Annotated in this window: 29 protein-coding genes; 10 read left to right on the top strand and 19 right to left on the bottom strand. The window is 66.4% G+C overall.

Annotated elements, in window-relative coordinates; all coding sequences use genetic code 11:
- Window positions 1–7: 7 nt before the first annotated feature.
- The gene (locus tag VB672_RS06175) at window positions 8–415 is read right to left on the bottom strand and encodes a metallopeptidase family protein (protein ID WP_329783294.1); all 408 of its coding nucleotides are present in this window, start codon (window positions 413–415) and stop codon (window positions 8–10) included.
- 4 nt (window positions 416–419) lie between these two features.
- Window positions 420–677, bottom strand: a complete 258-nt coding sequence (locus tag VB672_RS06180) for a hypothetical protein (protein ID WP_329783295.1) — start codon at window positions 675–677, stop codon at window positions 420–422.
- Window positions 678–800: 123 nt separating this feature from the next.
- Between VB672_RS06180 and VB672_RS06185 the strand changes: the two genes are divergently transcribed.
- Complete coding sequence (locus tag VB672_RS06185; RefSeq protein WP_329783296.1) at window positions 801–1,103, top strand: hypothetical protein; 303 nt, start codon at window positions 801–803, stop codon at window positions 1,101–1,103.
- Window positions 1,104–1,175: 72 nt separating this feature from the next.
- Here the strand turns inward: VB672_RS06185 and leuC are convergent, their stop codons facing one another.
- From leuC to VB672_RS06200, 3 genes are all read right to left on the bottom strand, one after another.
- Window positions 1,176–2,579 carry a 3-isopropylmalate dehydratase large subunit gene (leuC, locus tag VB672_RS06190; RefSeq protein ID WP_329783297.1) on the bottom strand — a complete coding sequence of 468 codons (1,404 nt, stop codon included), beginning with the start codon at window positions 2,577–2,579 and terminating at the stop codon, window positions 1,176–1,178.
- A gap of 227 nt (window positions 2,580–2,806) precedes the next feature.
- Window positions 2,807–3,190, bottom strand: a complete 384-nt coding sequence (gene rplS / locus VB672_RS06195) for a 50S ribosomal protein L19 (protein WP_036355183.1) — start codon at window positions 3,188–3,190, stop codon at window positions 2,807–2,809.
- A gap of 270 nt (window positions 3,191–3,460) precedes the next feature.
- Entirely contained in the window at window positions 3,461–4,132 is a 672-nt protein-coding gene (locus VB672_RS06200; protein ID WP_329783298.1) for a winged helix-turn-helix transcriptional regulator, read from the bottom strand.
- A 106-nt stretch (window positions 4,133–4,238) separates the two neighbouring features.
- On the opposite strand from VB672_RS06200, the gene VB672_RS06205 reads away from it, so the two are divergent.
- Window positions 4,239–5,186, top strand: a complete 948-nt coding sequence (locus tag VB672_RS06205; RefSeq protein WP_329783299.1) for a PLP-dependent cysteine synthase family protein — start codon at window positions 4,239–4,241, stop codon at window positions 5,184–5,186.
- A gap of 12 nt (window positions 5,187–5,198) precedes the next feature.
- Here the strand turns inward: VB672_RS06205 and VB672_RS06210 are convergent, their stop codons facing one another.
- From VB672_RS06210 to VB672_RS06240, 7 genes are all read right to left on the bottom strand, one after another.
- Window positions 5,199–5,597: a VOC family protein gene (locus VB672_RS06210; RefSeq protein WP_329783300.1), complete on the bottom strand. Its 399-nt coding sequence runs from the start codon at window positions 5,595–5,597 to the stop codon at window positions 5,199–5,201.
- A 31-nt stretch (window positions 5,598–5,628) separates the two neighbouring features.
- Window positions 5,629–6,360: a class I SAM-dependent methyltransferase gene (locus tag VB672_RS06215; protein WP_329783301.1), complete on the bottom strand. Its 732-nt coding sequence runs from the start codon at window positions 6,358–6,360 to the stop codon at window positions 5,629–5,631.
- A gap of 24 nt (window positions 6,361–6,384) precedes the next feature.
- Window positions 6,385–7,065: a tRNA (guanosine(37)-N1)-methyltransferase TrmD gene (trmD, locus tag VB672_RS06220; protein ID WP_329783302.1), complete on the bottom strand. Its 681-nt coding sequence runs from the start codon at window positions 7,063–7,065 to the stop codon at window positions 6,385–6,387.
- Window positions 7,062–7,772 (bottom strand): ribosome maturation factor RimM, encoded by a 711-nt coding sequence (rimM, locus tag VB672_RS06225; RefSeq protein WP_442931924.1) that lies wholly within the window; start codon window positions 7,770–7,772, stop codon window positions 7,062–7,064. Before rimM ends, trmD begins: the two co-directional genes overlap by 4 nt.
- Before the next feature lie 8 nt (window positions 7,773–7,780).
- On the bottom strand, window positions 7,781–8,140 hold the full coding sequence (gene rpsP / locus VB672_RS06230; RefSeq protein WP_329783304.1) for a 30S ribosomal protein S16: 360 nt from the start codon (window positions 8,138–8,140) through the stop codon (window positions 7,781–7,783).
- A 71-nt stretch (window positions 8,141–8,211) separates the two neighbouring features.
- Complete coding sequence (gene ffh / locus VB672_RS06235) at window positions 8,212–9,768, bottom strand: signal recognition particle protein (RefSeq protein ID WP_329783305.1); 1,557 nt, start codon at window positions 9,766–9,768, stop codon at window positions 8,212–8,214.
- Window positions 9,769–9,770: 2 nt separating this feature from the next.
- Window positions 9,771–9,986: a glutathione S-transferase gene (locus VB672_RS06240; RefSeq protein ID WP_203441931.1), complete on the bottom strand. Its 216-nt coding sequence runs from the start codon at window positions 9,984–9,986 to the stop codon at window positions 9,771–9,773.
- Between the two features lie 284 nt (window positions 9,987–10,270).
- Here VB672_RS06240 and VB672_RS06245 point away from each other — a divergent pair, with 284 nt between their 5' ends.
- Entirely contained in the window at window positions 10,271–11,341 is a 1,071-nt protein-coding gene (locus VB672_RS06245) for an MBL fold metallo-hydrolase (protein WP_442931925.1), read from the top strand.
- Here VB672_RS06245 and VB672_RS06250 read toward each other — a convergent pair.
- Together VB672_RS06250 and VB672_RS06255 are read right to left on the bottom strand one after the other, a co-directional pair.
- Entirely contained in the window at window positions 11,292–11,963 is a 672-nt protein-coding gene (locus tag VB672_RS06250; RefSeq protein ID WP_329783306.1) for an HAD family hydrolase, read from the bottom strand. The genes VB672_RS06245 and VB672_RS06250 overlap by 50 nt on opposite strands.
- 9 nt (window positions 11,964–11,972) lie before the next feature.
- Window positions 11,973–12,680 (bottom strand): GyrI-like domain-containing protein, encoded by a 708-nt coding sequence (locus tag VB672_RS06255; protein ID WP_329783307.1) that lies wholly within the window; start codon window positions 12,678–12,680, stop codon window positions 11,973–11,975.
- 233 nt (window positions 12,681–12,913) lie between these two features.
- On the opposite strand from VB672_RS06255, the gene VB672_RS06260 reads away from it, so the two are divergent.
- The 3 genes from VB672_RS06260 (at window position 12,914) to mtaB (ending at window position 15,855) form a co-directional block, all read left to right on the top strand.
- Complete coding sequence (locus VB672_RS06260) at window positions 12,914–13,651, top strand: sulfite exporter TauE/SafE family protein (protein ID WP_329783308.1); 738 nt, start codon at window positions 12,914–12,916, stop codon at window positions 13,649–13,651.
- A gap of 66 nt (window positions 13,652–13,717) precedes the next feature.
- On the top strand, window positions 13,718–14,602 hold the full coding sequence (dapF, locus tag VB672_RS06265; RefSeq protein ID WP_329783309.1) for a diaminopimelate epimerase: 885 nt from the start codon (window positions 13,718–13,720) through the stop codon (window positions 14,600–14,602).
- Complete coding sequence (gene mtaB / locus VB672_RS06270; protein ID WP_329783310.1) at window positions 14,602–15,855, top strand: tRNA (N(6)-L-threonylcarbamoyladenosine(37)-C(2))-methylthiotransferase MtaB; 1,254 nt, start codon at window positions 14,602–14,604, stop codon at window positions 15,853–15,855. Before dapF ends, mtaB begins: the two co-directional genes overlap by 1 nt.
- Before the next feature lie 71 nt (window positions 15,856–15,926).
- On the opposite strand, the gene VB672_RS06275 is transcribed toward mtaB, so the two are convergent.
- Window positions 15,927–16,631, bottom strand: a complete 705-nt coding sequence (locus VB672_RS06275; protein WP_329783311.1) for an RluA family pseudouridine synthase — start codon at window positions 16,629–16,631, stop codon at window positions 15,927–15,929.
- A 201-nt stretch (window positions 16,632–16,832) separates the two neighbouring features.
- Between VB672_RS06275 and ftsY the strand changes: the two genes are divergently transcribed.
- Both ftsY and VB672_RS06285 read left to right on the top strand, forming a co-directional pair.
- Window positions 16,833–18,197 carry a signal recognition particle-docking protein FtsY gene (gene ftsY / locus VB672_RS06280; protein WP_329783312.1) on the top strand — a complete coding sequence of 455 codons (1,365 nt, stop codon included), beginning with the start codon at window positions 16,833–16,835 and terminating at the stop codon, window positions 18,195–18,197.
- Window positions 18,198–18,427: 230 nt separating this feature from the next.
- Window positions 18,428–19,024, top strand: coding sequence for a septation protein A (locus VB672_RS06285; protein WP_329783313.1), 597 nt, complete (start codon window positions 18,428–18,430; stop codon window positions 19,022–19,024).
- 149 nt (window positions 19,025–19,173) lie between these two features.
- Here the strand turns inward: VB672_RS06285 and VB672_RS06290 are convergent, their stop codons facing one another.
- Window positions 19,174–20,517 (bottom strand): adenylate/guanylate cyclase domain-containing protein, encoded by a 1,344-nt coding sequence (locus VB672_RS06290; protein ID WP_329783314.1) that lies wholly within the window; start codon window positions 20,515–20,517, stop codon window positions 19,174–19,176.
- 153 nt (window positions 20,518–20,670) lie between these two features.
- Here VB672_RS06290 and VB672_RS06295 point away from each other — a divergent pair, with 153 nt between their 5' ends.
- Window positions 20,671–21,159 (top strand): YaiI/YqxD family protein, encoded by a 489-nt coding sequence (locus tag VB672_RS06295; protein WP_329783315.1) that lies wholly within the window; start codon window positions 20,671–20,673, stop codon window positions 21,157–21,159.
- On the opposite strand, the gene VB672_RS06300 is transcribed toward VB672_RS06295, so the two are convergent.
- The 3 genes from VB672_RS06300 to VB672_RS06310 are packed head-to-tail and all read right to left on the bottom strand — an operon-like array spanning window position 21,125 to window position 22,595.
- Entirely contained in the window at window positions 21,125–21,703 is a 579-nt protein-coding gene (locus VB672_RS06300; RefSeq protein ID WP_329783316.1) for a DsbE family thiol:disulfide interchange protein, read from the bottom strand. The genes VB672_RS06295 and VB672_RS06300 overlap by 35 nt on opposite strands.
- Entirely contained in the window at window positions 21,696–21,851 is a 156-nt protein-coding gene (gene ccmD / locus VB672_RS06305; RefSeq protein ID WP_210810955.1) for a heme exporter protein CcmD, read from the bottom strand. Before ccmD ends, VB672_RS06300 begins: the two co-directional genes overlap by 8 nt.
- A 3-nt stretch (window positions 21,852–21,854) precedes the next feature.
- Window positions 21,855–22,595, bottom strand: coding sequence for a heme ABC transporter permease (locus VB672_RS06310; RefSeq protein WP_329783348.1), 741 nt, complete (start codon window positions 22,593–22,595; stop codon window positions 21,855–21,857).
- A gap of 273 nt (window positions 22,596–22,868) precedes the next feature.
- On the opposite strand from VB672_RS06310, the gene VB672_RS06315 reads away from it, so the two are divergent.
- Complete coding sequence (locus VB672_RS06315; RefSeq protein WP_329783317.1) at window positions 22,869–23,855, top strand: M23 family metallopeptidase; 987 nt, start codon at window positions 22,869–22,871, stop codon at window positions 23,853–23,855.
- The last annotated feature ends 163 nt before the right edge of the window (window positions 23,856–24,018 follow it).

Below are 24,018 nucleotides of genomic sequence, written 5' to 3' on the forward strand. Positions count from 1 at the left end.
GCAAGGCTTACCCCGCCGACGCCTCGATAGCTTCCATGTCCTCGTCGGAGAGGCCGAAATGGTGGCCGATCTCGTGGACCAGCACGTGGGTGACGATGTGGCCCAAGCTTTCCTCGTGCTCGGCCCAGTAATCGAGGATCGGGCGGCGGTAGAGCCAGACCATGTTGGGGAACTGGCCGGTCTGCATCATGCCGCCCCCTTGCGCGAGGCCGACGCCGCGGAAAAGGCCCAGCAGATCGAAGGGCGTCTCGCAGCCCATCTCGTTCATCGTCTCGTCGTCGGGGAAATCCTCGACCCGGATCACGACGCCTTCACACAGCCGACGAAACTCCTCCGGCAGGCGGGCATAGGCGTCTTGGGCCAGCGCTTCCAGATCGTCGAGGGAGGGCGCCTGGAGATCGGCTAAATTCGTCATGACGTCAGAGAATCTTCAGCTGGACCAGAAGCCAGATGGCCAGGATGACGACGCCGATGAGCGACAGGACGCGGCCGATGCGGCGGCCCCAGAGCTCGATCGGATCCGTGCCGCGGCCTTCGGCCTCGCCGATGGCGTCCCTGGCTCCGAAATGATCGCCGGCCCGTTGCCCCATGCGGGCGAGCGCGGACGAGCCGAGGGTTTCCGAATCGCGCCGGACGCGCTCCAGCGCCTCGCGAGCCTCCCGCTCCTGGTCGCTCATGCATCCCTCCTCAAAACCTTTACCGTTGCTTTACCATGGCGATCGGATCGCCTCTTCGCAACGGAACGCCTGGCGCGCTTGGCCGTTAACAGGCCCGGAACAACAAAACCTCACGAGGCAACAATGCGTAAAGTGTTTGGTATCCTGGCTGTGGCCGGGCTGGTGGTTTTCGGTGCCGGTGCGGCCTCGGCCCAGGGTGTCGACGTGCGGATCGGTCCGTCGGGCGTTCGCGTGGAGCAGGAGCGGCATCATGGGCCCCGCTACCGCGAGCGCGTGATTGAGCGCCGCGTGGTGCGTCCGGCCCGCACCCGCACCGTATGCCGCACGGTGATGGAAGAGCGCGTCCGCCCGAGCGGCGTGGTCGTCCGCCGTCCGGTGGAGCGCTGCCGCGAGGTCGTGGCCGGCCGCCGGGTCTATGTGGACTAAGCGTCAGGCCCCCCATGAAAAAGGCCGCGGCTCCTGCGAGCTGCGGCCTTTTCGTTTGTTGGGCGGTTCGGATCAGAAGGTGCGGATGTCCACGAACCGGCCCGCGATCGCCGCCGCCGCCGCCATGGCGGGCGACACGAGGTGGGTGCGGCCCTTGAAGCCCTGGCGGCCCTCGAAGTTGCGGTTCGACGTGGAGGCGCAGCGCTCGTGGGGCGCGAGGCGGTCGGCGTTCATGGCCAGGCACATGGAGCAGCCGGGCTCGCGCCAGTCGAAGCCGGCCGCCTTAAAGATCTTGTCCAGCCCTTCCGCCTCGGCCTGCATCTTCACGATGCCGGAGCCGGGCACGATCATGGCGCTGACGCTCTCGGCCACGCGCCGGCCCTCGACCACCTTCGCCACGGCGCGCAGGTCCTCGATGCGGCCGTTGGTGCACGAGCCGATGAAGACGCGGTCCAGGGCGATGTCGGTGATCTTCGTTCCCGGCGTGAGACCCATGTACTCCAGGGCCCGCCACTTGGAGCGGCGCTTGTTCTCGTCCTGGATGTCGTCCGGGTTCGGCACCACGCCGGCCACCGAGACCACGTCCTCAGGGCTCGTGCCCCAGGTGACGATGGGCGGCAGATTGGCGGCATCGAGCCGGATCTCGGTGTCGAAGAAGGCGCCCTCGTCCGTGCGCAAGGAATCCCAGTAGCGCACGGCAGCCTCCCAGGCCTCGCCCTTGGGGGCCTTGGGACGGTCCTTCAGGTAGGCGTAGGTCTTCTCGTCGGGCGCCACCATGCCGGCCCGGGCACCGCCCTCGATCGACATGTTGCAGATCGTCATCCGGCCTTCCATCGACAGGGAGCGGATCGCCTCGCCCGCATATTCGATCACGTGGCCGGTGCCGCCGGCGGTGCCGATCTCGCCGATGATGGCCAGGATGATGTCCTTCGCCGTGACGCCGGCGGGCAGCTGCCCGTCCACGGTCACGCGCATGTTCTTGGCCTTCTTCTGGATCAGCGTCTGGGTGGCGAGCACATGCTCCACCTCCGAGGTGCCGATGCCGTGGGCCAGCGACCCGAAGGCGCCGTGGGTGGAGGTGTGGCTGTCGCCGCACACGATGGTCATGCCGGGCAGCGTGAAGCCCTGCTCGGGGCCCACCACGTGGACGATGCCCTGGCGGGTGTCGAGCTCGTTGTAGTACTCGACGCCGAAATCCTTGGCGTTCTGGGCGAGCGCCGCCACCTGGGTGGCGGCCTCGGGATCCTCGATGCCGTGCGAGCGGTCGGAGGTCGGCACGTTGTGGTCGACGACGGCCAGAGTCTTTTGCGGCTGGCGCACCTTCCGGCCGGTCATGCGCAGGCCCTCGAAGGCTTGGGGACTGGTCACTTCATGGACGAGGTGGCGGTCGATGTAGAGAAGGCACGTCCCGTCATCCTGCTGATCGACGACGTGATCGTCCCAGATCTTGTCATAGAGGGTGCGGGGCTTGGCCATGGTCTCTTCTTCCAACGGTCGAAATTGAGGGTTTGACGTGTTTAGCGGCCTCGCGCCCGGACGGGAAGATGTCCTGAGCGCACACCGCCTTGAAACGATCGCATAGCAGACGGCGCCCGTCGCGCAATTATATTTTCGTCGCGACCGTTTACGGCAGAGCCTGCCCGGTTAGCAAAAAGGCGCGGACTGAGCCGCGCCTTCGAATTCTGGAGATAGAGGCGAGAGCCTTACTCGGCCGCAGCCGGGGTCTCGGTCTTCTTCTCGGCGCGCTCGGCGATACGAGCCGACTTACCGCGACGGTCGCGCAGGTAGTAGAGCTTGGCGCGGCGGACGGCGCCACGGCGCACGACCTTGATGGACTCGACCAGCGGCGAGTAGAGCGGGAACACGCGCTCGACACCTTCGCCGTAGGAGATCTTGCGGACCGTGAAGCTCTCGTGGAGGCCGCCGCCGGAACGGGCGATGCAGACGCCCTCATAGGCCTGGACGCGGGTCCGCTCGCCTTCCTTCACCTTCACGTTGACGATCACGGTGTCGCCGGGCTGGAAGTCGGGAATGGTCTTGGCGAGCTTGGCAATCTGCTCCTGCTCGAGCTGCTGAATGAGGTTCATCGTGATACTCCTGCCGTTGCGTGGCCCTGAGCGATCTCAAAACCCGCGGGATTTCGGCGTCCTGTTTTAAGTTGAGGCCGGGCCTATACAGGAGATCGGGAGAGTTGTCGAGCCTCTCGCATCATCGGTCCATGATCTCATGCCACCCTCCCTCGCCATCACCGACCTTGTGCCGGTGATCCCGATCATGGAAGGCACGGCGCTCTTCCGATCGGGATGGCCGGGACAAGCCCGGCCATGACGTGATGGAAAGACCTGAGCACGGAAGGCTCATCCAGATCCAGCAGGCTCCACCCCGGCGAACAGGTATCGCTCGAACCAGGTTGGAAATGCTTTCGCCAACGCTCTTGGCCCCTCGACGACGATCCCCCTCCGCTGCGCTTCGGCAAAGCTCACGTCACCCCGCCACCAGGCGACCAGCGCCGGCAGATGGGCCCGAACGCGGAGCGGCTCCGGAAAGCCCGGATTCCGCGTGCAGAGCGAGACCTCGGCCTCCTTCATGAGCAGGAAGCGCGGCTGTCGCTGACCCTCGATCTCGAAGCGGACGACGAGGGGCTCGGGCGGCAGAGCCTCGGTGCGGACGCGACGCTGCATGTCGACGAGCAGGGGTTCGGGGTCGAGATCCTCCGCCTCGGCCCGCCGCGGCAGCCAGCGCTGCCCCCAGGTGCCGAGAGCGCTCACGACATCCATCAGATCCCGGCCTGCCTCGGTGAGGGCGTATTCCGGCCCGTGTTCGCCCTCGATGCGCGTGACGGCTCCCACACGCACCAGGTCCTGCAGCCGCTCCGACAGCATGGTGCGTGAGATCCGCGGAATGCCGCGGCGGATATCGTTGAAGCGCCGGCTGCCGCACAGGAGCTCGCGCACGACGAGAAGGGTCCAGCGGCCGCCGATGGTCTCATGGGCGCGCGCCACGGAACAGAACTGACCGTAATCTGCCATGAACAAAGCGCTACCACGGTCCGGTGCGCGACAGAAGTCCGGATTCCGGACCTGACAGGCGGACCGCTCCGGCCTATCGAGGCTGGGAGTTTTTCGGACGCCACCTATGACCGCGCAGCCCCGCACCATCCTCGACCGTATCGGCAACACGTCTCTCATCGCCCTGCGTCGCCTCCGACCCGCCCATGGTGCCCGCATTCTGCTGAAGCTGGAGAACGAAAATCCCACCGGCAGCATGAAGGACAGGATGGCGCTCGCCATGATCGAAGCGGCGGAGGCGGACGGGCGTCTCAGGCCCGGTGGCTCCGTTGTCGAATATACCGGCGGCAGCACCGGCGTGTCCCTGTCGCTGGTCTGCGCGGTGAAGGGCTATCCGCTCGACATCGTGACGTCGGATGCCTTCGCCCAGGAAAAGCTCGATCACATGCGGCTTCTCGGGGCGAGCCTGCACATCGTGGAAAGCGACAGCGGGCGCATGACCGAGCGGCTGACGAAGGACATGATCGAGCGGGCCCGCATCATCGCCGAAGCGAAGGGGTCGTTCTGGACCGACCAGATGAAGAACCGGGACCAGATCGCCGCTTATCATGGGATGGCCGATGAGATCTGGCGGCAGACGGAGGGCCGCATCGACGGTTTCGTGCAGAGCGTGGGAACGGCAGCGTCCTTGCGCGGCATCTCGGAGCGCCTTCGACACCATCACGATGCGATCAGGATCGTCGCCGTGGAGCCTGCGGAATCCCCGGTCCTGTCGGGCGGACTCTCGGGCGCGCACAAGATCGACGGGATCGGCGCCGGCTATGTGGTGCCGCTCTGGCAGGAGATCATCGCCGACGGCATCGAGCGGGTGTCGACGGAAGAAGCCACCGTCATGGCGTTCCGGCTCGCACACGAGGAAGGCCTGTTTGCCGGCACGTCGACGGGCGCCAACGTGATCGCGGCGCTGCGTCTCGCCGAAGAGCTGGGGCCGGACGCCACAATCGTCACGGTCATGTGCGATACGGGAATGAAATATCTGAAGTCTTTCGGGGCAAGGCTTGCGGCGAATGCTTGAAGAGCGCGTGTGTCACACGCGCTCCAGGAACTCGACGACGATGCCGTCGGGATCCCTGCAGAACGCCACCTTGCGGATCAGCTCGGCATTCGCCGCCCTGCGCGGCGGGACGGTGAATTCCACGCCGGCCGCACGAAGCTTGTCGTAAACCGCCTCGACGTCGTCGACCCGGAAGGTGATGTGGCGGATGCCGGCCTCGGTGACGGGCACCTCGCGCGCGGGCGTCTGGATCGGTGCGGCCGGCTCGACGATCTCGAGCATGACGCCGCCGGTTTCGAGAAAGGCGATGCGCCCGCCCTCGTCCGTGCGCTTGACCAGGATCTCCTTCAGGCCGAGCAGCCCGCCATAGAACGCGATGGTTCTGTCGAGATTGCTGCTGGTCATCCCCACATGCTCGAAACCCTGCACCATCGACGCTTCTCCTTGGCTTGCTTTGGAAATTCTAGCGCACGGCAGCGATGAGCAGGAACATCGGACGCTCGCGTTCTTCCGCCCATTCCGGGTGAGCGGCGATCTGCTCGTCCGTGGGAGCCCACTCTTCCACATGGGCGATCGTGAAGCCGAGGCGGATGAGAAGATTGAGAGTGGTTCCAAGCGTGCGATGCTGCTTGATGACGCCTTCCGCAAGCCAATTCGTCCGGCGCGAGCCTTCCTTCTGATAGGAGTTCACCGGCCAGGCCTTGCGCCCGTCCGAACCGTGGGACCAGCCGGCAGGGATCGGCGCCGTGACGATCGGATGCTCGACCGAGAAGACGAATGTCGAACCCGGGACGAGAGCACGATGCACCTCGGCGAGAAGGCCGGGGAGATTCTCGATGTAGTGCAGGGCAAGCGAGCTGTAGGCGAAATCGAATTGCTCAGGGCCGAGATCGAGCCGTTCGAGATCGGCCCGGCGATAGGTGATGCCGGGATCGGACGTCATGTCCGCCGCTCGCGCCAGCATGCGCTCCGAGACATCGAGGCCGAGCACCCGCTTTGCACCTTGCTCGCGCGCGAAGCGGCAGAACCAGCCATAGCCGCAGCCCAGATCCACCACGCGGCGGCCGCTCAGATCCGGCATAAGCGCCCGCAGCGAGGGCCATTCCGGAGCCGCAGATAGACCATCTCTCGAACGTGGAAGGCGGCTGTAATTCTCGAAGAAATCCGGATCGTCGTAGATGTTCTGCGTTGCCATGCGAGACCCCCGGATGGTCCGTTCCTACTTCAACAGATCCGGCCGCCGCTCCCGCGTGATCCGCTCCGATTCCTCGCGGCGCCAGCGCTCGATCACGGCATGGTTGCCGGAGAGCAGCACATCCGGAATGGGCCGCCCCTCCCATTCGCGTGGCCGCGTGTAATGCGGGTATTCGAGGCGGTTCGATTCGAAGCTCTCCTCGGTGCCGGAGGCCTCCTTGCCCATGACGCCGGGCAGGAGCCGCACGCAGGCGTCGAGCACGATCATCGCGGCCATCTCGCCGCCGGAGAGCACGTAATCGCCGATGGACACTTCGGTTAACCCGCGCGCCTCGATCACCCGCTCGTCCACGCCCTCGAACCGGCCGCAGACGATGACGGCGCCGGGACCGGCCGCGAGCTCGCGCACGAAGGATTGCGTCAGCGGCCTGCCGCGCGGACTCATGAGGAGCTTCGGGCGCGGATCGTCGGCCGGAACAGTGGCGTCGATGGCGGCGGCCAGCACGTCGCAGCGGATCACCATGCCGGGACCGCCGCCGGCCGGCGTGTCGTCCACGGTCCGGTGCCGGCCGAGGCCATGGTCACGGATGTTTTTCGCGTTCAGGGACCACACTCCACGCGCCAGCGCGTCGCCCGACAGGGACATGCCGAGCGGGCCAGGAAACATGTCGGGATACAGGGTCAGGATGGTGGCGGAAAAACTCACGCCTCGTCCTCAGGCTCGGGAGCGGATGTCGCCTGTTCGAACAGGTCGTCCGGCGGCACGGCTACGATGCGCTTGCCCGCGATGTCCACGTTCGGCACGAAGGCCTTGGTGAAGGGCAGGAACGCGGTCGGGCCCTTTTGCGCAGGGGCGATCTCCAAAAGGTCGCCGCCGCCGTAATTGGGCACGTCGACCACGGTGCCGATGGTCTCGCCCGCTTCGGTCTGGACGGTGAGGCCGATCAGGTCGGCGAGCAGGAATTCGTCGTCCTCGTCGGGCGGCGGAAGCTTGTCGCGCTCGACGTAAAGCTGCACGCGGTTGAGCGCCTCGGACGCTTCGCGCGTGGTTACGCCATCGACGATGGCGATGAGAAGATCGGGCGCGCCGCCGGGGGCCTGACGGATGGTCTTGAGAGAATAGGTTTTGCCGTTGGATGCGATCAGCGGCCGGTAATCGGCGATCGCCTGCGGGTCGCCGGTATGGGATTTGAGCCGCACTTCGCCTTTCAGGCCATGAGCACGGCCGAACTCGCCCACCAGGACCAACCCTCCCCCCTGTGCGGGGGAGGGTGGCGAGCAGAGCGAGCCGGGAGAGGGGGCGTTCTTCGATTGAGCGCGGCCCCTCTCCCGACCCTCGCTAACGCGAGGGCCACCCTCTCCCGCATAGGGGAGAGGGCGAAGGTCCTGCTTGTTCGAACGCCCCCGCTTCATCGGTAAGCTTACGCGGCCTCGCCTTCGCCGGCGGCAGCCGCCGCGGCCTTGGCGTCGGCGCGCTCCTGGGCCTTCTTGCCCGGGACGGCCTTCTGCGGGTTGTTGCGGGCCGTACGCTTCAGGAGGCCGGCGGCATCGAGGAAGCGCAGGACGCGGTCGGTCGGCTGGGCGCCCTTGGCGAGCCACGCCTGGATCTTCTCGGTCTCGAGAACGACGCGGCCGGCATCGTCCTTCGGCTTCATCGGGTCGTAGGTGCCGACCTTCTCGATGAAGCGGCCGTCACGCGGGGAGCGCGAGTCGGCCACGACGATGCGGTAATAGGGACGCTTCTTCGCACCACCACGGGTGAGACGGATCTTCAGGGACATGGGATACTCCTTTTAGTGTCCTGTGATCAAACCTTGTGCCGCTCCGCTGCAATGCGGGAACGACATTGAATTCATTTCTTCTTGCCGAACGGGAAGCCGCCGACGCCCGGGAGCCCCGGGATCTTGCCGCCCAGACCGGGCAGGCCCGGGACGCCCTTCGGCATGGGGGGCAGAGCACCGCCCGCACCGCCGGGGAAGTCGGGCAGCTTGCCGCCCATCTGCTTCTGCAGGGCCTCGATCTGCTCCGGCGTCGGCTGGGGCATTCCCCCCATACCTCCGCCGCCGATACCGAACATTTTTCCGAGCGCGCCGGCCATGCCCTTGCCCTTGCCGCCGCCCATCATCTTCATGACGTCGGCCATCTGGCGGTGCATCTTGAGCAGCTTGTTGATCTCCTCGACCTTCGCGCCGGCACCGGCCGCGATGCGCTTCTTGCGCGAGGCCTTCAGAATGTCCGGGTTGCGGCGCTCGGCCGGGGTCATGGAATCGATGATGGCGCGCTGACGCTTGATGATCCTGTCGTCGAGATTGGCGTTCTCGAGCTGCGACTTCATCTTGGCGACGCCCGGCAGCATGCCCATCATGCCGGAGAGGCCGCCGATCTTCTCCATCTGGGCGAGCTGGTCGCGCAGATCTTCCAGGTCGAACTTGCCTTTGCGCATCTTCTCGGCCATGCGCTGGGCCTGCGCCTGGTCGAAATTCTCGGCGGCCTTCTCGACGAGTGAGACGATGTCGCCCATGCCGAGGATGCGGTTGGCGACACGGCTCGGGTGGAATTCCTCCAGCGCATCGACCTTTTCGCCGGTGCCGATGAGCTTGATCGGCTTTCCGGTGACCGCGCGCATGGACAGAGCCGCGCCGCCGCGGGCATCGCCGTCCATGCGGGTCAGCACGATGCCGGTGACGCCGAGGCGCTGGTCGAAGGCGCGCGCGGTATTGACCGCGTCCTGACCGGTGAGCGCGTCGGCGACAAGCAGAACCTCATGCGGGCCGGTGGCGGCGCGCACCTCCGCGGCCTCCACCATGAGCGCCTCGTCCACCGTGACGCGACCGGCGGTGTCGAGCATCACCACGTCGTAACCGCCGAGGCGCGCCGCTTCCATGGCACGCCGGGCGATCTGCACGGCCGACTGGCCGGCCACGATGGGGAGCGTGTCGACGCCCACCTGCTTGCCGAGCACCGCGAGCTGCTCCATGGCGGCGGGCCTGCGGGTGTCCAGGGAGGCCATGAGCACGCGGCGGTTCTCGCGATCCTTCAGGCGCCGGGCGATCTTGGCCGTGGTGGTCGTCTTGCCCGAACCCTGGAGGCCGACCATGAGGATGCCGACAGGCGGGACCGCATTGAGGTCGATGATCTCGGCGTCCGAGCCCAGCATCTCCACGAGCTGGTCGTGGACGATCTTGACCACCTGCTGGCCGGGGGAGACCGACTTGACCACCTCGGCGCCGACCGCGCGGGCGCGCACCTTGTCCGTGAAGGAGCGCACCACCTCGAGGGCAACGTCGGCCTCGAGCAGGGCGCGGCGGACCTCGCGCAGGGCCGCGTTGACATCCTCCTCGGTGAGCGCGCCGCGGCGCGTCAGCCCGTTGAGGATAGTGGAAAGCTTGTCGGAAAGGCCTTCGAACATGATCACTCAATTCCTTTTGCGATGAGAGGTACATCGCTCTTCGCAAGGGCCTTTTCAAAGTGGTCGATCGCCGCCTTGAACTTGTCGCGGCAGCCGGGATTGCAGAAACCGACCACCTCGCCGCGATAGAGGGTGAGCGAATCCGCCGCGATCGGCTTCCCCGACCACGGGCAGGTCTCGTTCACCGCATCCTCGATGCGCAATGTGTCGTCCGACATCGTCCACCCCTCCAGAGGCGAAACCCAAATGAAAGCGCGCCCGAGGGCGCATCGCGCTGTCGGACGTTGACCTCCAGCCTCTCGGGCTGGTCGGCGGCTCAAAAGGGCTCGCTCTACAGATTTGCGGCCAGCACGTAAGGGGAAAAGGCGGCGAAGTCAAGAAAAAGGCCGGAGATGGAGAGTCTTTTGGCTTCCACCGCCGTCTGCTCGGATGAAGCGAGGGCCCCTTGCCGATCCGCCGCGGCATCCCCACGCTTAAAGCTTCGCCGAGGACCTCTGTTTCCATGAACCGCCGCACCCTCCTCAAGGCCCTGGGCCTGCCTGTCGTTGCCGCCACCGGCGCCCTGGGCTGGATGACCGCCGCTCGCTCGAAGAACCGCTACTATGAGGGGCCGGTCACGGATCACTTCGACGGCGTGCGGTTCTTCTCGCCGGGTCAGCCGCAGGACAAGGGGTTCCTGGAGCTCGCCCGCTGGCAGCTCGGCGGCGGGCGCAAGGACTGGCCGGAGAGCTTCCCGAGCCCGTTCCAGGACAAGCCTCCGGCCGAGGTGCAGGGCCTGCGCTCGGCGCTGATCGGACACGCCTCCTTCCTGATCCAGGTGGCAGGGCTCAACATCCTCACCGATCCGGTCTTCTCCGACCGGGCAAGCCCGGTCTCCTTTGCCGGTCCCAAGCGGGTCAATCCGCCGGGCATTGCTTATCAAGACCTGCCCCCGATCCATGCGGTGCTGATCACGCACAACCACTACGACCATCTCGACACGGAGACCCTCGGCCGTCTCTGGCAGCAGCATCGTCCGAAGGTCATCGCGCCGCTCGGCAACGACGCGGTGATCCGGGCCGAGCACCCGGAAATCCCGGTCGAGACGCGCGACTGGGGCGGCACGATCGATCTCGGCAACGGCGTCACGGCCCATCTGGAGCCCGCCTACCACTGGTCGGCGCGGGGCATCAACGACCGGCGCATGGCGCTCTGGTGCGCCTACGTGCTCACGACGCCGGCGGGCACGATCTACCACATCGGCGACACGGGCTTCGGCGACGGCAAGATCTTCCATGCCGTGCGCGAGCGCTTCGGCAAACCGCGCCTCGCGCACCTGCCCATCGGGGCCTATGAGCCGCGCTGGTTCATGGAGCCGCAGCACATGAACCCGGAGGATGCCGTGAAGGTGTTGCGGATCATCGAGGCCGAGCAGGCGCTCGGGCACCATTGGGGCACGTTCCGGCTCACCAACGAGGGCGTCGAGGAGCCGCCGCAGGAACTGGCGACGGCGGTGAAGGCAGCCGGGCTTCCGGAAGAGCGGTTCAGGCCTTTGCGGCCGGGAGAGGCGTGGACGCCGTCAGAGCAAGGATAGGCTCCTCCAAGGCATCGGGCGTGTCCACGAGGCGGTCGATTCCGGCCGCCAGCAGCTCCTCCCGAGAGCCGTAGCCCCAGGTGATTCCGATCGACGCCATGCCATTGGCCTTGGCCCCGATGGCATCGTGCTTCCGGTCGCCGATCATGACGGCGCGTACCGGGTCGAAGCGCTCCTGGTCAAGGATGTGCCGGATGAGATCGCGCTTGTCGGCGTTGCGGTTGTCAGGTTCCGAGCCGTAGATCTCGATGAAGAAGCGCGACAGGTCGAAATGGTCGATGATCCGTCGCGCGAACACCTGAAGCTTCGAGGTCGCGACGAAGAGACGGACGCCCCGCTCCTGAAGCGTCCGGAGCAGGAGCGGAATGCCCGCATAGACCTCGTTCTCGAACAGACCGACATCGCTGTAGCGCTCGCGATAGAAACGCACGGCATCCTGCGCCTGTTCGGCTCCGCCCAGAAGCTCCGTGAAGCTGGCGATCAGCGGCGGGCCGATCATCCAGGTGAGGTCGTCCGCGTCCGGAACAGGACGTCCCAGTTTGTCTAAGGCATATTGGACCGAGCGGGTGATGCCTGTTTTCGGATCGGTCAGGGTCCCGTCGAGGTCGAAGAGCGCGATCATCGGAGGCGACTATTCCTTGGGCTGAACGTAGATGTTCACCTCGAAATTGGTGTCCTGCGAATCCGTGAAGTCGCTCACGTATTCCTCGATGAAGGCGTCCTTGGCGACGATCTCCTTGATGTCGAGATAGGCGGTGATCGTCTCGTAGGTGCCGTCGATCTCGTCGTAGGCGTCCTTGTGCACGAAGCGGAAGGACTTGCCCTCCGGCGTCTTGCCGTACTTGATCTCGGGCGTGAGCTCGGTCTTACCCTCCGGCGCCTGGGCGATCGGCACCATGGCCTCGTACTTGAACCCGTTGTCGTCGGTGTCGACGAAGATCGTCAGCGGCCGGCCCGTGGGTGCAATGCCGGCCTTCTTCAGTTCGCCCTCGATCTTGGCGAAGGCGTCTTTCAGGTTGGTGAAGGCCTCGTCCCAGGTGCTGATGCCTGAGAGCACCACGGCGGGCTTGGCTGCCAAAACCCCTTCCTCCACGCCGGTCGGATCGCTCGGGTTCGGGAACAGGGTCGTGCGGCCGGCCTGCTGGGCGGGCGCGGGAGTGGCGGCTGGTGCTGGCTGAGCGGGTGCCTGGGGTTCGGCGGGAGCCGGGCTCGGCGTGGATTGCGCCTGCGGTGCAGGTTGAGGCGCCGCCGGAGGGTTGGCCGCCGGGGGCGTCTGCGCGAGGGCGACGCTCGAGCAGAGGGCAAGAACGAGTAGAAGACCTGAAGAGCGCAGCCGCATGAGAAGGACGCCTCACCCGCGAATCACGAAGGGATATGGTGCTGCACCATAGGGGGGTTTTGTTGCACCGGCGAGGCCGTCCGACAGCTTCTGTGGAGGACGGATTGCTGCAGGCGATCCATTCACAGGATGCACAAAAAATCCTCTGGCCGGGAGCTGACACCCTCTCGGAACGGCAGGTTCTTGGCCTATGCTCGGCCTCCCCACCGTCTCCCGTTGAGGTTGCCCCCGGAATGGAAGATTTCTTGGTCTTTGCGCTGATCGGCTTCGGAGCCCAGCTCGTCGACGGGGCGCTGGGCATGGCGTTCGGGGTGCTCTCGACCACGAGCCTGCTGGCCTTCGGGGTGCCGCCCGCGACGGCCAGCGCCGTGACCCACGTGACGGAGATCTTCACCACCGCGGCCTCGGGCACCTCGCACCTGATCCACCGCAACGTGAACTGGCGGCTCGTGGCCCGTCTGGCGCCGGCCGGCATGCTGGGGGGAGCCGTCGGGGCGTTCATCCTGTCCAACATCGACGCGAAGACGATCCAGCCCCTTGTCTCCGCCTATCTCATGGGGATCGGCCTGTATATCGCCTTCAAGGCGTTCCGCCCGCTCTGGCCGCGGGAGGTGCGGGACTGGATGGTGCCGTGGATCGGAGCCGGCGGCGGCCTGCTCGACGCGATGGGCGGCGGCGGATGGGGTCCCATCGTCACGAGTTCCCTGATCGGGCGGGGCCATGCCCCCCGGCAGGTGATCGGCTCCACGAATTTGACGGAGTTTCTCGTCACGTCGGTGATTTCCGCCACTTTTATCGTCAGCCTGGGCTGGTCGGAACTGAGTTCGGCCGTGGGCCTGATCGCCGGCGGCGTCCTGGCGGCGCCGCTGGGCGGCTTCGTGGTCAGCCGGGTGCCGACCCGGCCCCTGATGGTTGCGGTCGGCCTGCTGATCGTCGCGACCAGCATCCCTCGGATCGTGCAGGCATTTTAGCGATATTGCCGCAGACGCGCGCGATCCCTCTCGCGGTTTTCGGCATTTTCAGCCATATACGCCCGCATGAGTGCCCTTTCGAACAGCCGTTTCCTGAAAATGAACGGTCTCGGCAACGAGATCACCGTGCTCGACCTGCGCGGCTCCGTCCATCGCGTGAGCGCTGCGGAGGCGCGCGCCATCGCGGCCGATCCGCGCTCGCGCTTCGACCAGCTCATGGTGCTGCACGATCCCGTGACGCCGGGCACCGACGCCTATATGCGCATCTACAACACGGACGGATCGGAATCCGGCGCCTGCGGCAACGGCACCCGCTGCGTCGCCTGGGCGATGGTCTCGGATCCCGTCATGAGCCGCCCGGTCGGGAGCGACCTGGTGCTCGAGACCAAGGCCGGGCTTCTGCCGGTGGAGCGCGTGTCGGATACGGTCTTCACCGTCGACATGGGTCCGCCGCGCTTGGCCTGGAACGAGATCCCCCTGCGCGATCCCTATCCGGACACCCGGACGATCGCCGTCGAGACCAGGCTGCCCGAGGCTCCCGAGCTGCAGGGCCCTTCGGCCGTGAGCATGGGCAATCCCCATGCCATCTTCTGGGTCGAGGACGCCCAGGCCTATGATCTCGCGGCCATCGGTCCGCAATTCGAGCACGATCCGGTCTTCCCGGAGCGCGCCAACATCTCCTTCGCCCAGGTCACCGGCCCCGAGCATATCGTGCTGCGCGTGTGGGAGCGCGGCGCGGGGGCTACCCGCGCCTGCGGGTCTGCCGCCTGCGCGGCCCTCGTGGCTGCGGCCCGCAAGGGGCTCACGGGCCGCAGGGCCGTGGTCGCGCTTCCCGGCGGCGATCTCGTCATCGCATGGCGCGAGAGCGACGATCATGTGCTCATGACCGGCCCGACCGAGCTCGAGCACGAGGGCACCTTCTCGCCTGCCCTGTTTACCGAGGTGGCCTGATGGCGGTCGAGGTGGTCACCTTCGGATGCCGGCTCAACACCTACGAGTCGGAGGCCATGCAGCGCCATGCGGAAGAGGCGGGCCTCGGCGAGGTCGTGATCGTCAACACCTGCGCGGTCACGGGCGAGGCGACGCGCCAGGCGCGCCAGTCGATCCGCAGGCTCGCCCGCGAGAAGCCGAACGCCCGCATCATCGTGACCGGCTGCGCCGCGCAGGTGGAGCCCGAGACCTTCGCGGCCATGCCCGAGGTCTCGCAGGTGGTCGGCAACCACGAGAAGATGAAGGCCGAGACCTGGACCGGGATGCGCGACTTCGGCGTCGGCGCGACCGAAAAGGTTCTCGTCAACGACATCATGGCGGTGAAGGAAACCGCCGTGCACCTCATCGACGGCATGCGCGGGCGCACCCGCGCTTTCGTGCAGGTGCAGAACGGCTGCGACCACCGCTGTACCTTCTGCATCATCCCCTTCGGCCGCGGCAATTCCCGCTCGGTGCCCATGGGGGCCGTGGTCAGCCAAGTGCGCACGCTCGTGGAGCATGGCTCCCGCGAGGTGGTGCTCACCGGCGTCGACATCACGAGCTACGGCAAGGACCTGCCGGGCGAGCCGAAGCTCGGCACCCTGGTGAAGGGTCTCCTGCGCCACGTGCCGGAGCTGGAGCGGCTGCGCATCTCCTCCATCGACTCGGTCGAGGCGGACGACGACCTGCTGGATGTGATCGCCACCGAGCCACGCCTGATGCCGCACCTGCATCTCTCGCTCCAGGCCGGCGACGACATGGTGCTCAAGCGCATGAAGCGCCGTCACCTGCGCAAGGATGCCATCGCCTTCTGCGAAGAGGTGAAGCGGCTTCGCCCCGACATGGTCTTTGGCGCCGACATCATCGCGGGCTTCCCGACCGAGACCGAGGAGATGTTCTCGCGCTCCCTCGCCATCGTCGAGGAATGCGGCCTGACCCATCTCCACGTCTTCCCGTTCTCGCCCCGTCCCGGCACCCCGGCCGCGCGCATGCCGCAGGTGGCGCGCGACGTGGTGAAGGATCGCGCACGCCGCCTGCGCGAAAAGGGCGAGGCTGCCCTGTTGAGGCATCTCGGCGCGGAGGTGGGCGCGAGGCGCCATGTGCTGATCGAGACCAACCAGCTCGGTCGCACGGAAGGCTTCACGCTGGTCCGCTTCGACAGGCCCGTGACACCGGGCGAAATCGTGCCGGTCACCATCGCGGGTCACGACGGCAAGGACTTGCTGGCGGCTTAAGGATCTTGTTCAGACATAACTTCTTCCCCGTCATCACCGGCACAAGGCCGGTGATGACGTGCAGTGGGGTATTATGCTGGAGGATCGGCTTCGTCGGTCGGGATGACGCCACACATCCTCACTCGCTCCCGCATGTGCTCCGGCACCGGCGCTTCCACGGTGATCGGCGGCTTCTTCGGATAGAGCGGGACCGTGACGCGTCTCGCGTGCAGATGCAGGCCCGGACCATCAAAGCGCGGGGCCGTGCCGTAGATCGGATCGCCCAGGATCGGGAAGTTCATGGCCGCGCAATGGACCCGCAGCTGATGGGTGCGGCCGGTGACGGGGCGAAGTTCGAGCAGCGCGAGGCCCTCGGACCGCCCCAGCACCCGCCACTGCGTCAGGGAGGGCTGGCCCTTCGGGTCGACTTTCATCCACCAGCCGCGATCCGGCGATTTCGGGGCGAGCGCAAGATCGATCTCGCCTTCATCCAGTTGAGGTCCGCCCTCGACCACGGCCCAATAGACCTTGTCGACCTCGTTTCTGCGGAAAAGCTCGTTGAGCCGCGCGATGGCCTTCGGATGCCGGCCGAGGACGAGGCAGCCCGACGTGTCCTTGTCGAGGCGATGCGCAGCCTCCGGGCGGCGCGGCAAACCGAAGCGCAGCGCATCGAGATGATGAAACAGGGTCTCGCCGCCCTTGGGACCGGGATGCACCGGCAGGCCGGCAGGCTTGTCGATCACGAGCATCAGGGCATCGCGATAGAGCAATCGGCTCACTATCTCTTCCGCGTTCATGATGCCTCGGCTAGAGCATCGGACCCAAAAGTGGAACCCACTTTTGGGGTTCATTCGATGCTTACGCTTCAGGATGGCGCATCGTTGAAGGCGGAACCGGAGGTCCGCGTCAGCGACCCGCAGGGCCGCGTCCGCGAAAACCGGTTCCCACTTTTCCGCACGATGCGCTATCGAGGCAACAGCGCTCAATCAAGCACAAGAATGAAAAGGCAAAGCGAGACCATGGTCGACACGAAGCCCGACAAGCCCGGATTCCTCTCCCGTCTGTTCGGGCGCAAGGCCGAAGCCCCTGTCGCAACCGAGCCGACGCCGGAGACGCCGCAGGCCGGAGGCCACCCCGAGACGATGCCCTCGCCGCCCGCGAATGCCGCGGACGATCTGACGGCCGCCCCCCCGACCGTGACCGAGGCCTCCCCCGATACGCCGGCGGAGAACAAGACGCCGCCGGAACTGGCCGGGGCCGATCTCCAGCCCGTGGAAGGCCTGGACCCCGAGGGCACCAATCCCCAGGAGCCGCTGCCGCGCATCGTGACCGAGGCGGGCCCTGCGCTGCGCGTCGACATCACGGCCGCAGACCTGCCTGCCCCCGAACCCGCACCCGCCGAGATCAGTCCCGCTCCGGCGCCTGAGGCCAAACCCGCCGCTTCACGCGGCTGGTGGCAGCGCCTGACGGAGGGCATGCGCCGCACCTCCTCGTCCCTGTCGGAGAGCGTGACCGGCCTCTTCACCAAGCGCAAGCTCGACGATGCCACGCTCGAGGAACTCGAGGACGCGCTGGTCCAGGCCGATCTCGGCGTGCCGACCGCCATGCGGATCACGGAGGCGATCGCGTCGGGCCGCTACAACAAGGAGATCTCGCCCCAGGAGGTGAAGGCCATTCTCGCCGGCGAGGTCGAGAAGACCCTCCAGCCGGTCGCCCAGGCGCTCGCCGTCGACCGCGCCAAGAAGCCGTTCGTGATCCTCATGGTGGGCGTGAACGGAGCGGGCAAGACCACGACCATCGGCAAGCTCAGCCAGAAATTCCGGCAACAGGGCCTGAAGGTCATGCTGGCCGCCGGGGACACCTTCCGGGCCGCCGCCATCGAGCAGCTGAAGGTCTGGGGCGAGCGGGTCGGCGCGCCGGTGCTGGCCCGCGAGCAGGGCGCGGACGCGGCAGGCCTCGCCTATGACGCCCTGCAGGAAGCCAAGGCGAACGGCTCCGACGTGCTTCTCATCGACACGGCCGGCCGCCTGCAGAACAAGGCGGGGCTCATGGCCGAGCTCGAAAAGATCGTGCGCGTGGTCAAGAAGTTCGATCCGAGCGCGCCCCATGCCACCCTTCTCGTGCTCGACGCCACCGTGGGCCAGAACGCCATGAGCCAGGTCGAGCTGTTCCAGAAGGCCGCCGGCGTGACGGGCCTCGTGATGACCAAGCTCGACGGTACGGCCCGCGGCGGCATCCTGGTGGCTCTCGCGGAGAAATTCCGCATCCCTGTGCACTTCATCGGGGTCGGCGAAGGGGTCGAAGACCTGGAGCCTTTCACCGCACGGGATTTCGCAAAAGCCATCGCCGGGCTGGAAGGATAACAGCGGTTTTCCCCTCCCCCTTGTGGGGAGGGGTGGCTGCGAAAGCAGCCGGGGTGGGGGTGTCGGCGCTGGACTGGACCAGCGTGGCGCTCACATCCCCACCTCCAACTCCTCCCCACAAGGGGGAGGAGGGCTTACGTGGCACCTGTCTTTACGATTGACATCCCTGCGGCAATGCCGAGCCATAACCTGGGTCCTTCTTCCCTCGAAAATGCTCTAGAAGAGATCGCATGACCGACGACAAGCGCCTCCCGCCCCTCCTCAAGCTCGCCCTCGAACTCGGGCCGCTCGCCCTGTTCTTCATCGGCAATGCCTATGGCGACCGGTTCGGCTTCCCGGAAGGGCAGCGCATCTTCGCCGCCACGGGCATCTTCATCGTGGCGACGGTGATCGCGCTCGGGATCAGCTACGGGCTGACCCGCAAGCTGCCGATCATGCCGGTGGTCTCGGGCATCGTCGTGGTGGTGTTCGGGGGGCTCACCCTGTTCCTGCAGGACGAGACCTTCATCAAGCTCAAGCCCACCATCGTGAACTCCCTGTTCGGGCTGGTGCTGCTGGGCGGGCTCTATTTCCGCAAGCCCCTGCTCCAGATCGTGCTCGACAGCGTGTTCGATCTGACCGAGGAAGGCTGGCGCAAGCTCACCCTGCGCTGGGCGCTGTTCTTCTTCGCCCTCGCGGCGCTGAACGAGATCGTCTGGCGCACGCAGACCACGGATTTCTGGGTCAGCTTCAAGGTCTTCGGCATCATGCCGCTGACCATCGCGTTCGCGCTCGCCCAGACGCCCCTGCTGCTGAAGCACGAGATCAAGAAGGCGGAAGAGGTTTAAAGCCTCTTTCGAACGCCACGTCATCACCGGCCTCGTGCCGGTGATCCCGATTGTGTGAAGCGCGGCGCGTCACCACATCGAGATGGCCGGGACTGATCCCCGGAGCATGTCCGGGGACGGCCATGACGGCAGAGGGTCAGTCATGTCCTTCACCCGACCGGCTTCATCAGCACCATCTTGCGTGTCACGCCCGGCAGGGGGTCGCACTCCACTTCCGTCCAGAGGTCCTCCTCGCCCGCCGCCGTGACGGTTTCCTGCGAGGCCAGGAGTTCGCAATCCGCCGCCTTCGTGGCCTGCTCGATGCGCGAGGCGATGTTGACCGTCTCGCCGACGACGGTGAACTCCAACCGGCTCTCGTCGCCCACCACGCCGCAGAACACGTCGCCCGTATGGATGCCGATGCCGAGGCGCACCGGTGGGTTGAAGCCGCGCTTGGCGTTCCAACGCTCGATCAGAGTCAGGAGGGTGCGGCCGCAGGCCAGCGCCCGGCGCGCATCGTCGTCCCGTGCCCCCGGCACGCCGAAGAGAATGAGCGCCCCGTCGCCGGTGAACTTGTCGATGACGCCGCCATGGCGGGAAGCCGCCCGCAACACGCGCCGCCGGAACGACGTGATGAACACGGCGAGCTGCGCCGGCTCCATCGTCTCGCCGAAGGTGGTCGAGGCGCGGATGTCGACGAAGAGCAGGGTGACCGGAACGCGCCGTCCCTGGCGCAAGGATGCGAAGGCCTGGTCGGTGAGGATCGGCGCGAGCTCGCGCGGCAGATACCGGGTGAGCGTCACCCTCAGGGTTGTCTCGCGCACCGCCCGCTCCAGCATCAGCCGGCCCTGGCGGGCCACCAGGATCAGGATCAGAGCCGAGGCGAAGATCATGACGAGGCGGACCATATTGGCCTCGGGCGAGAACACGCCGATGATCTCGGACAGGTTCTCCTGGCGCTCCGTCTGGCTCAGGTACCCGCTGCCGAAAGCGAGAAACGAGAGGCCCACCACATAAATGGCGGCCACGAAGGCCTGAAGCCGCGGCTGATAATGGATCGCCGCCGCCGCCATGGTGATCGGCACCACCCAGGTCACCGGAAAAACCGAAAACAGACTTCCGGGGATGCCTAGGCCCCAATGGGTATAGCCGAGGTTGCCGAGGATGAGGCACGCATCGAGAATGGCCGTGATGACCGGCAGCTTCTGGACGGCGATGCGCTTCGAGGCGAGCCAGGCGCCGACCCATCCGAGGGCCCCGAACAGCACCAGGGTCAGTTCCGCAGCCCAGATCTGCTTGAGCGCCATGGGATTGGTGAAATCGATGCTGATTGTCGCGATCACCACCGCCAGCAGCAGCAAGCCGGCCGTGACGATGCGCGCCTGTCCCGCCCGCTGCAGCGCGCTGGTATCGGCCTCCCGGATCAGCCGGTGCGTGGCGTCGCTTAAGGCAGGCGTCGTCCGCAGGTTATCGATCAGGCCCAGGGCGGCGCGGATGCGGGATCGGGGGGTCACAGGTTTCCTTTTGCTCCCGGGCGGGTTGATGGTTTAAGGCCCATGGGCGCTCAAAAGCCCAGTGCCTCAGCGCCCATTACGGATCCGTTACGCCTGCATGAACTGCCGTTTGTGCGCGGCATCCTCCCCGCAACCCACAGGAATATAGGGATCATGACGGAGACGCTACAAGCCATCACCCTCTATGTGGATGCGGATGCCTGCCCGGTGAAGCCCGAGATCTACCGGGTGGCCGAGCGCCATGGGGTCAAGGTCTTCGTGGTGTCGAATGCCTTCCTGCAGGTGCCGCAGAGCCCCCTCATCGAGCGCGTCGTGGTGAGCGCAGGGTTTGATGCGGCCGACGATTGGATTGCCGAGCGGGCCGGGCGCGGGGCCATCGTGATCACCGCCGACATCCCGCTCGCCAGCCGCTGCGTCAAGGCCGGCGCCGAGGTGATCGGCCCGACCGGAAAGCCTTTCACGGAAGCCTCCGTCGGCATGGCGCTCGCCACCCGCAACCTGATGGAGGACCTGCGCGCCATGGGCGAGGTCACGAGCGGGCCGAGGCCGTTCTCACAGAAGGACCGCTCGGCCTTCCTCTCGGCCCTCGACGTGGCGATCAACCGGCTCAAGCGCGCGGGATTTCGCGCAACTTCTCCTTGAACGCCCCAAAATTCTCCGGCGTGAGCGGGCCAATATGCTTGTGGCGAATGGTGCCGTCCGGGCCGACGATGAAGGTTTCCGGCACGCCGTAGACGCCCCAGTCGATGGAGGCGCGGCCGTTCGGATCGGTTCCGACGGCGGCGTAGGGATTGCCGAGGGCGCCGAGGAAGCGGCGGGCGTTGCCCGGATTGTCCCTCTGGTTGATGCCGACCACCCGGATCGACGGGTCCTTGGCCAGCTCCACCAGCAGCGGGTGCTCCTGGCGGCAGGGGGCGCACCACGAGGCCCAGACGTTCACCACCGTGACGCGGCCCTTGAGATCCTCGTTCGAGAAGCCGGGAACGGGCCGGCCATCGGCCACGAGGCCCTCGAGCGGCGCGAGACTGAAGGTGGGCACGGGCTTGTTGATCAGGACCGAGGGCACCTCGGCGGGATTTCTCCCCGAGATCAGCTGCACGCCGAAGAGCACCACCAGGGCGACGAAAACCAGGGCCGGCAGCAGGAAGATCAGGCGGGAGCGCGGGCGCTCGGCGGCTTCAGCCACGGCGGGACCTCCGGCCAATGCCCCGGGCCTCGAGCTCGGCTAGCGCGCGCACCTGGATGCGGTGGTCGATCACCGCGCGCAGGATCAGGCCGATCACCACCAGGGCGGTCAGGATGTAGGAAAAGGCGATGAAGAAGGTGTGCGACATGGATCAGGCCGCCTGCGCGTCGAGGCGCTCGGCCTCGAGGATCGTGAGCGTGCGCACCCGGCGGCGCAGGATCTCCGTGCGCATGCCGGACAGATGCAGCGCCAGGCCCGTCAGGGTGAAACCCAGGGCCATGACCAGGAGCGGCACGAGCATGGAGGAATGGATCGTCGGCCCGCCGAGGCGGAACACGGAGGCGGGCTGGTGCAGGGTGTTCCACCAGTCGACGGAGAACTTCACGATCGGCACGTTCACCGCGCCCACGAGGGTGAGGATCGACACGGCGCGGGCGGCGCGGTTCGGCTCCTCGATGGCGCGCCAGAGGGCGAGAATGCCGAGATAGATCAGCAGCATCACCAGCATGGAGGTCAGACGTGCGTCCCACTGCCAATATGTGCCCCACATGGGCTTGCCCCAGAGCGAGCCAGTCACGAGGCAGATCAGCGTGAAGGCCGCGCCGATGGGGGCGGCCGCCTTCTGCGACACGTCCGCCAGGGGATGACGCCACACGAGCGTGCCCAGAGCCGAGCTTGCCATGATCATGTAGAAGAACAGGGACAGCCAGGCGGCCGGCACATGGATGTACATGATCTTGACCGTCTCGCCCTGCTGATAATCGGCCGGCGCCGTGAACCAGACCATGTAGAGCCCGACGGCGGTCAGGAGTGCGGCCAGGCCTCCCACCCAGGGCAGCAGCGTGCCGCTGAGGCTCATGAAGCGGGTGGGATTGGCGAGCTCTCGGATCATAGGGTCGATGTAGCGGTCTTGAAGTGCGCCTGCAACGGAGACATCGCCGCAAGCCGCGTAACGATTTTGCCAGAAGAGGCTTTTAGACGCTTCGCGGGCCTTCGCCATTCCGGAAATGTGCGTAGGACCTCGGCTTTGCTGGTGAGAGCGCTGCGCATCGCTGGGTCGAGATCACCGGCACGGGGCCGGTGATGACGAGAGAGTGAAATCGTCCCGCCCTTCATCCGCCGCCCGAGGCGACCTATAATCCCGCATCCCCGTTGCGGAGCGATCATGCGCCTTGGAATATTGAGCCTCTTCGGCCTCACCCTTGCTCTTCCGGCCGTCGCGCAGGACATCACCCTGCGCCTGCCGGTCGCCTGCGAAATCGGGCGCACCTGCTTCATCCAGCATTACCTGGACCGCGACTCCTCGTCTGCCGCGAGCGATTACCAATGCGGCACCCTCACCTACGACACCCATGACGGCACCGACTTCCGCGTGCCGAACATGGCGGCGCAGAAGGCCGGCATCGATGTGGTGGCCGCGGCCGACGGCAAGGTCGCCAGCACCCGCGAGGGCGTCACGGACGCTTTCGTCACGCAGGAGACGCGGGACAAGATCAGCGAGATCGGCTGCGGCAACGCCGTGGTGATCGATCACGGCAATGGATGGCGCACCGCCTATTGCCACATGGCGAAAGGCAGCCTCACGGTGCGCTCCGGCCGCGAGGTGAAGGCCGGCGAGAAGATCGGCCAGGTCGGATTGTCCGGTCTGACCGAGTTCCCGCATCTGCACTTCACGCTGATCAAGGACGGCAAGCCGGTCGATCCTTTCGCCTATGGTGCGCCGGAGAAGTCCTGCGGCGGCGGCAAGCCCCTCTGGGAAGCCTCGCTCCAGCGGGCGCTCGCCTATCAGGGCGGCAGCGTTCTCAACAAGGGCTTCGCGCCTGGATCGGTGACCATGGAAGCCATTGAATCGGGCGCCGTCGAGCAGGAGACGCCCACGACCAGGTCGCCGGCCCTCGTGGCCTATGTGCGTGCCATCGGCCTGAAAGGCGGCGACGTGCAGACGCTGACCCTGTTCGATCCGGACGGCAAGCCGCTCGCCCAGAACAAGGCGCCGCCCCTCGACCGCAACAAGGCCCAATGGATGGCCTTTTCCGGCGTGAAGCAGCCACAGGGCGGGTTCCGGCCCGGCCTTTACCGCGCCACCTACCGGGTCGAGCGGGACGGAAAGCCCGTCATCGAGCAGGCCTTCGGGATCAGCTTAAGGCCTTGATCCGAGGACTATGGTGGCCGGGGGCCTGCGGACCGTCTCAAGCGGCTGTATCGGCTTTTGGACTTTCGTCTTAGACATATGACGATACCTCCGGCGATGAGCTCAAGGAGGCCCTTATCGAGATCGCATGTCCACGGACTCAGCGTCACAATTTCACTTCATC

This window comes from Microvirga sp. CF3016 (genome assembly GCF_036314085.1).
Lineage (GTDB): Bacteria > Pseudomonadota > Alphaproteobacteria > Rhizobiales > Beijerinckiaceae > Microvirga.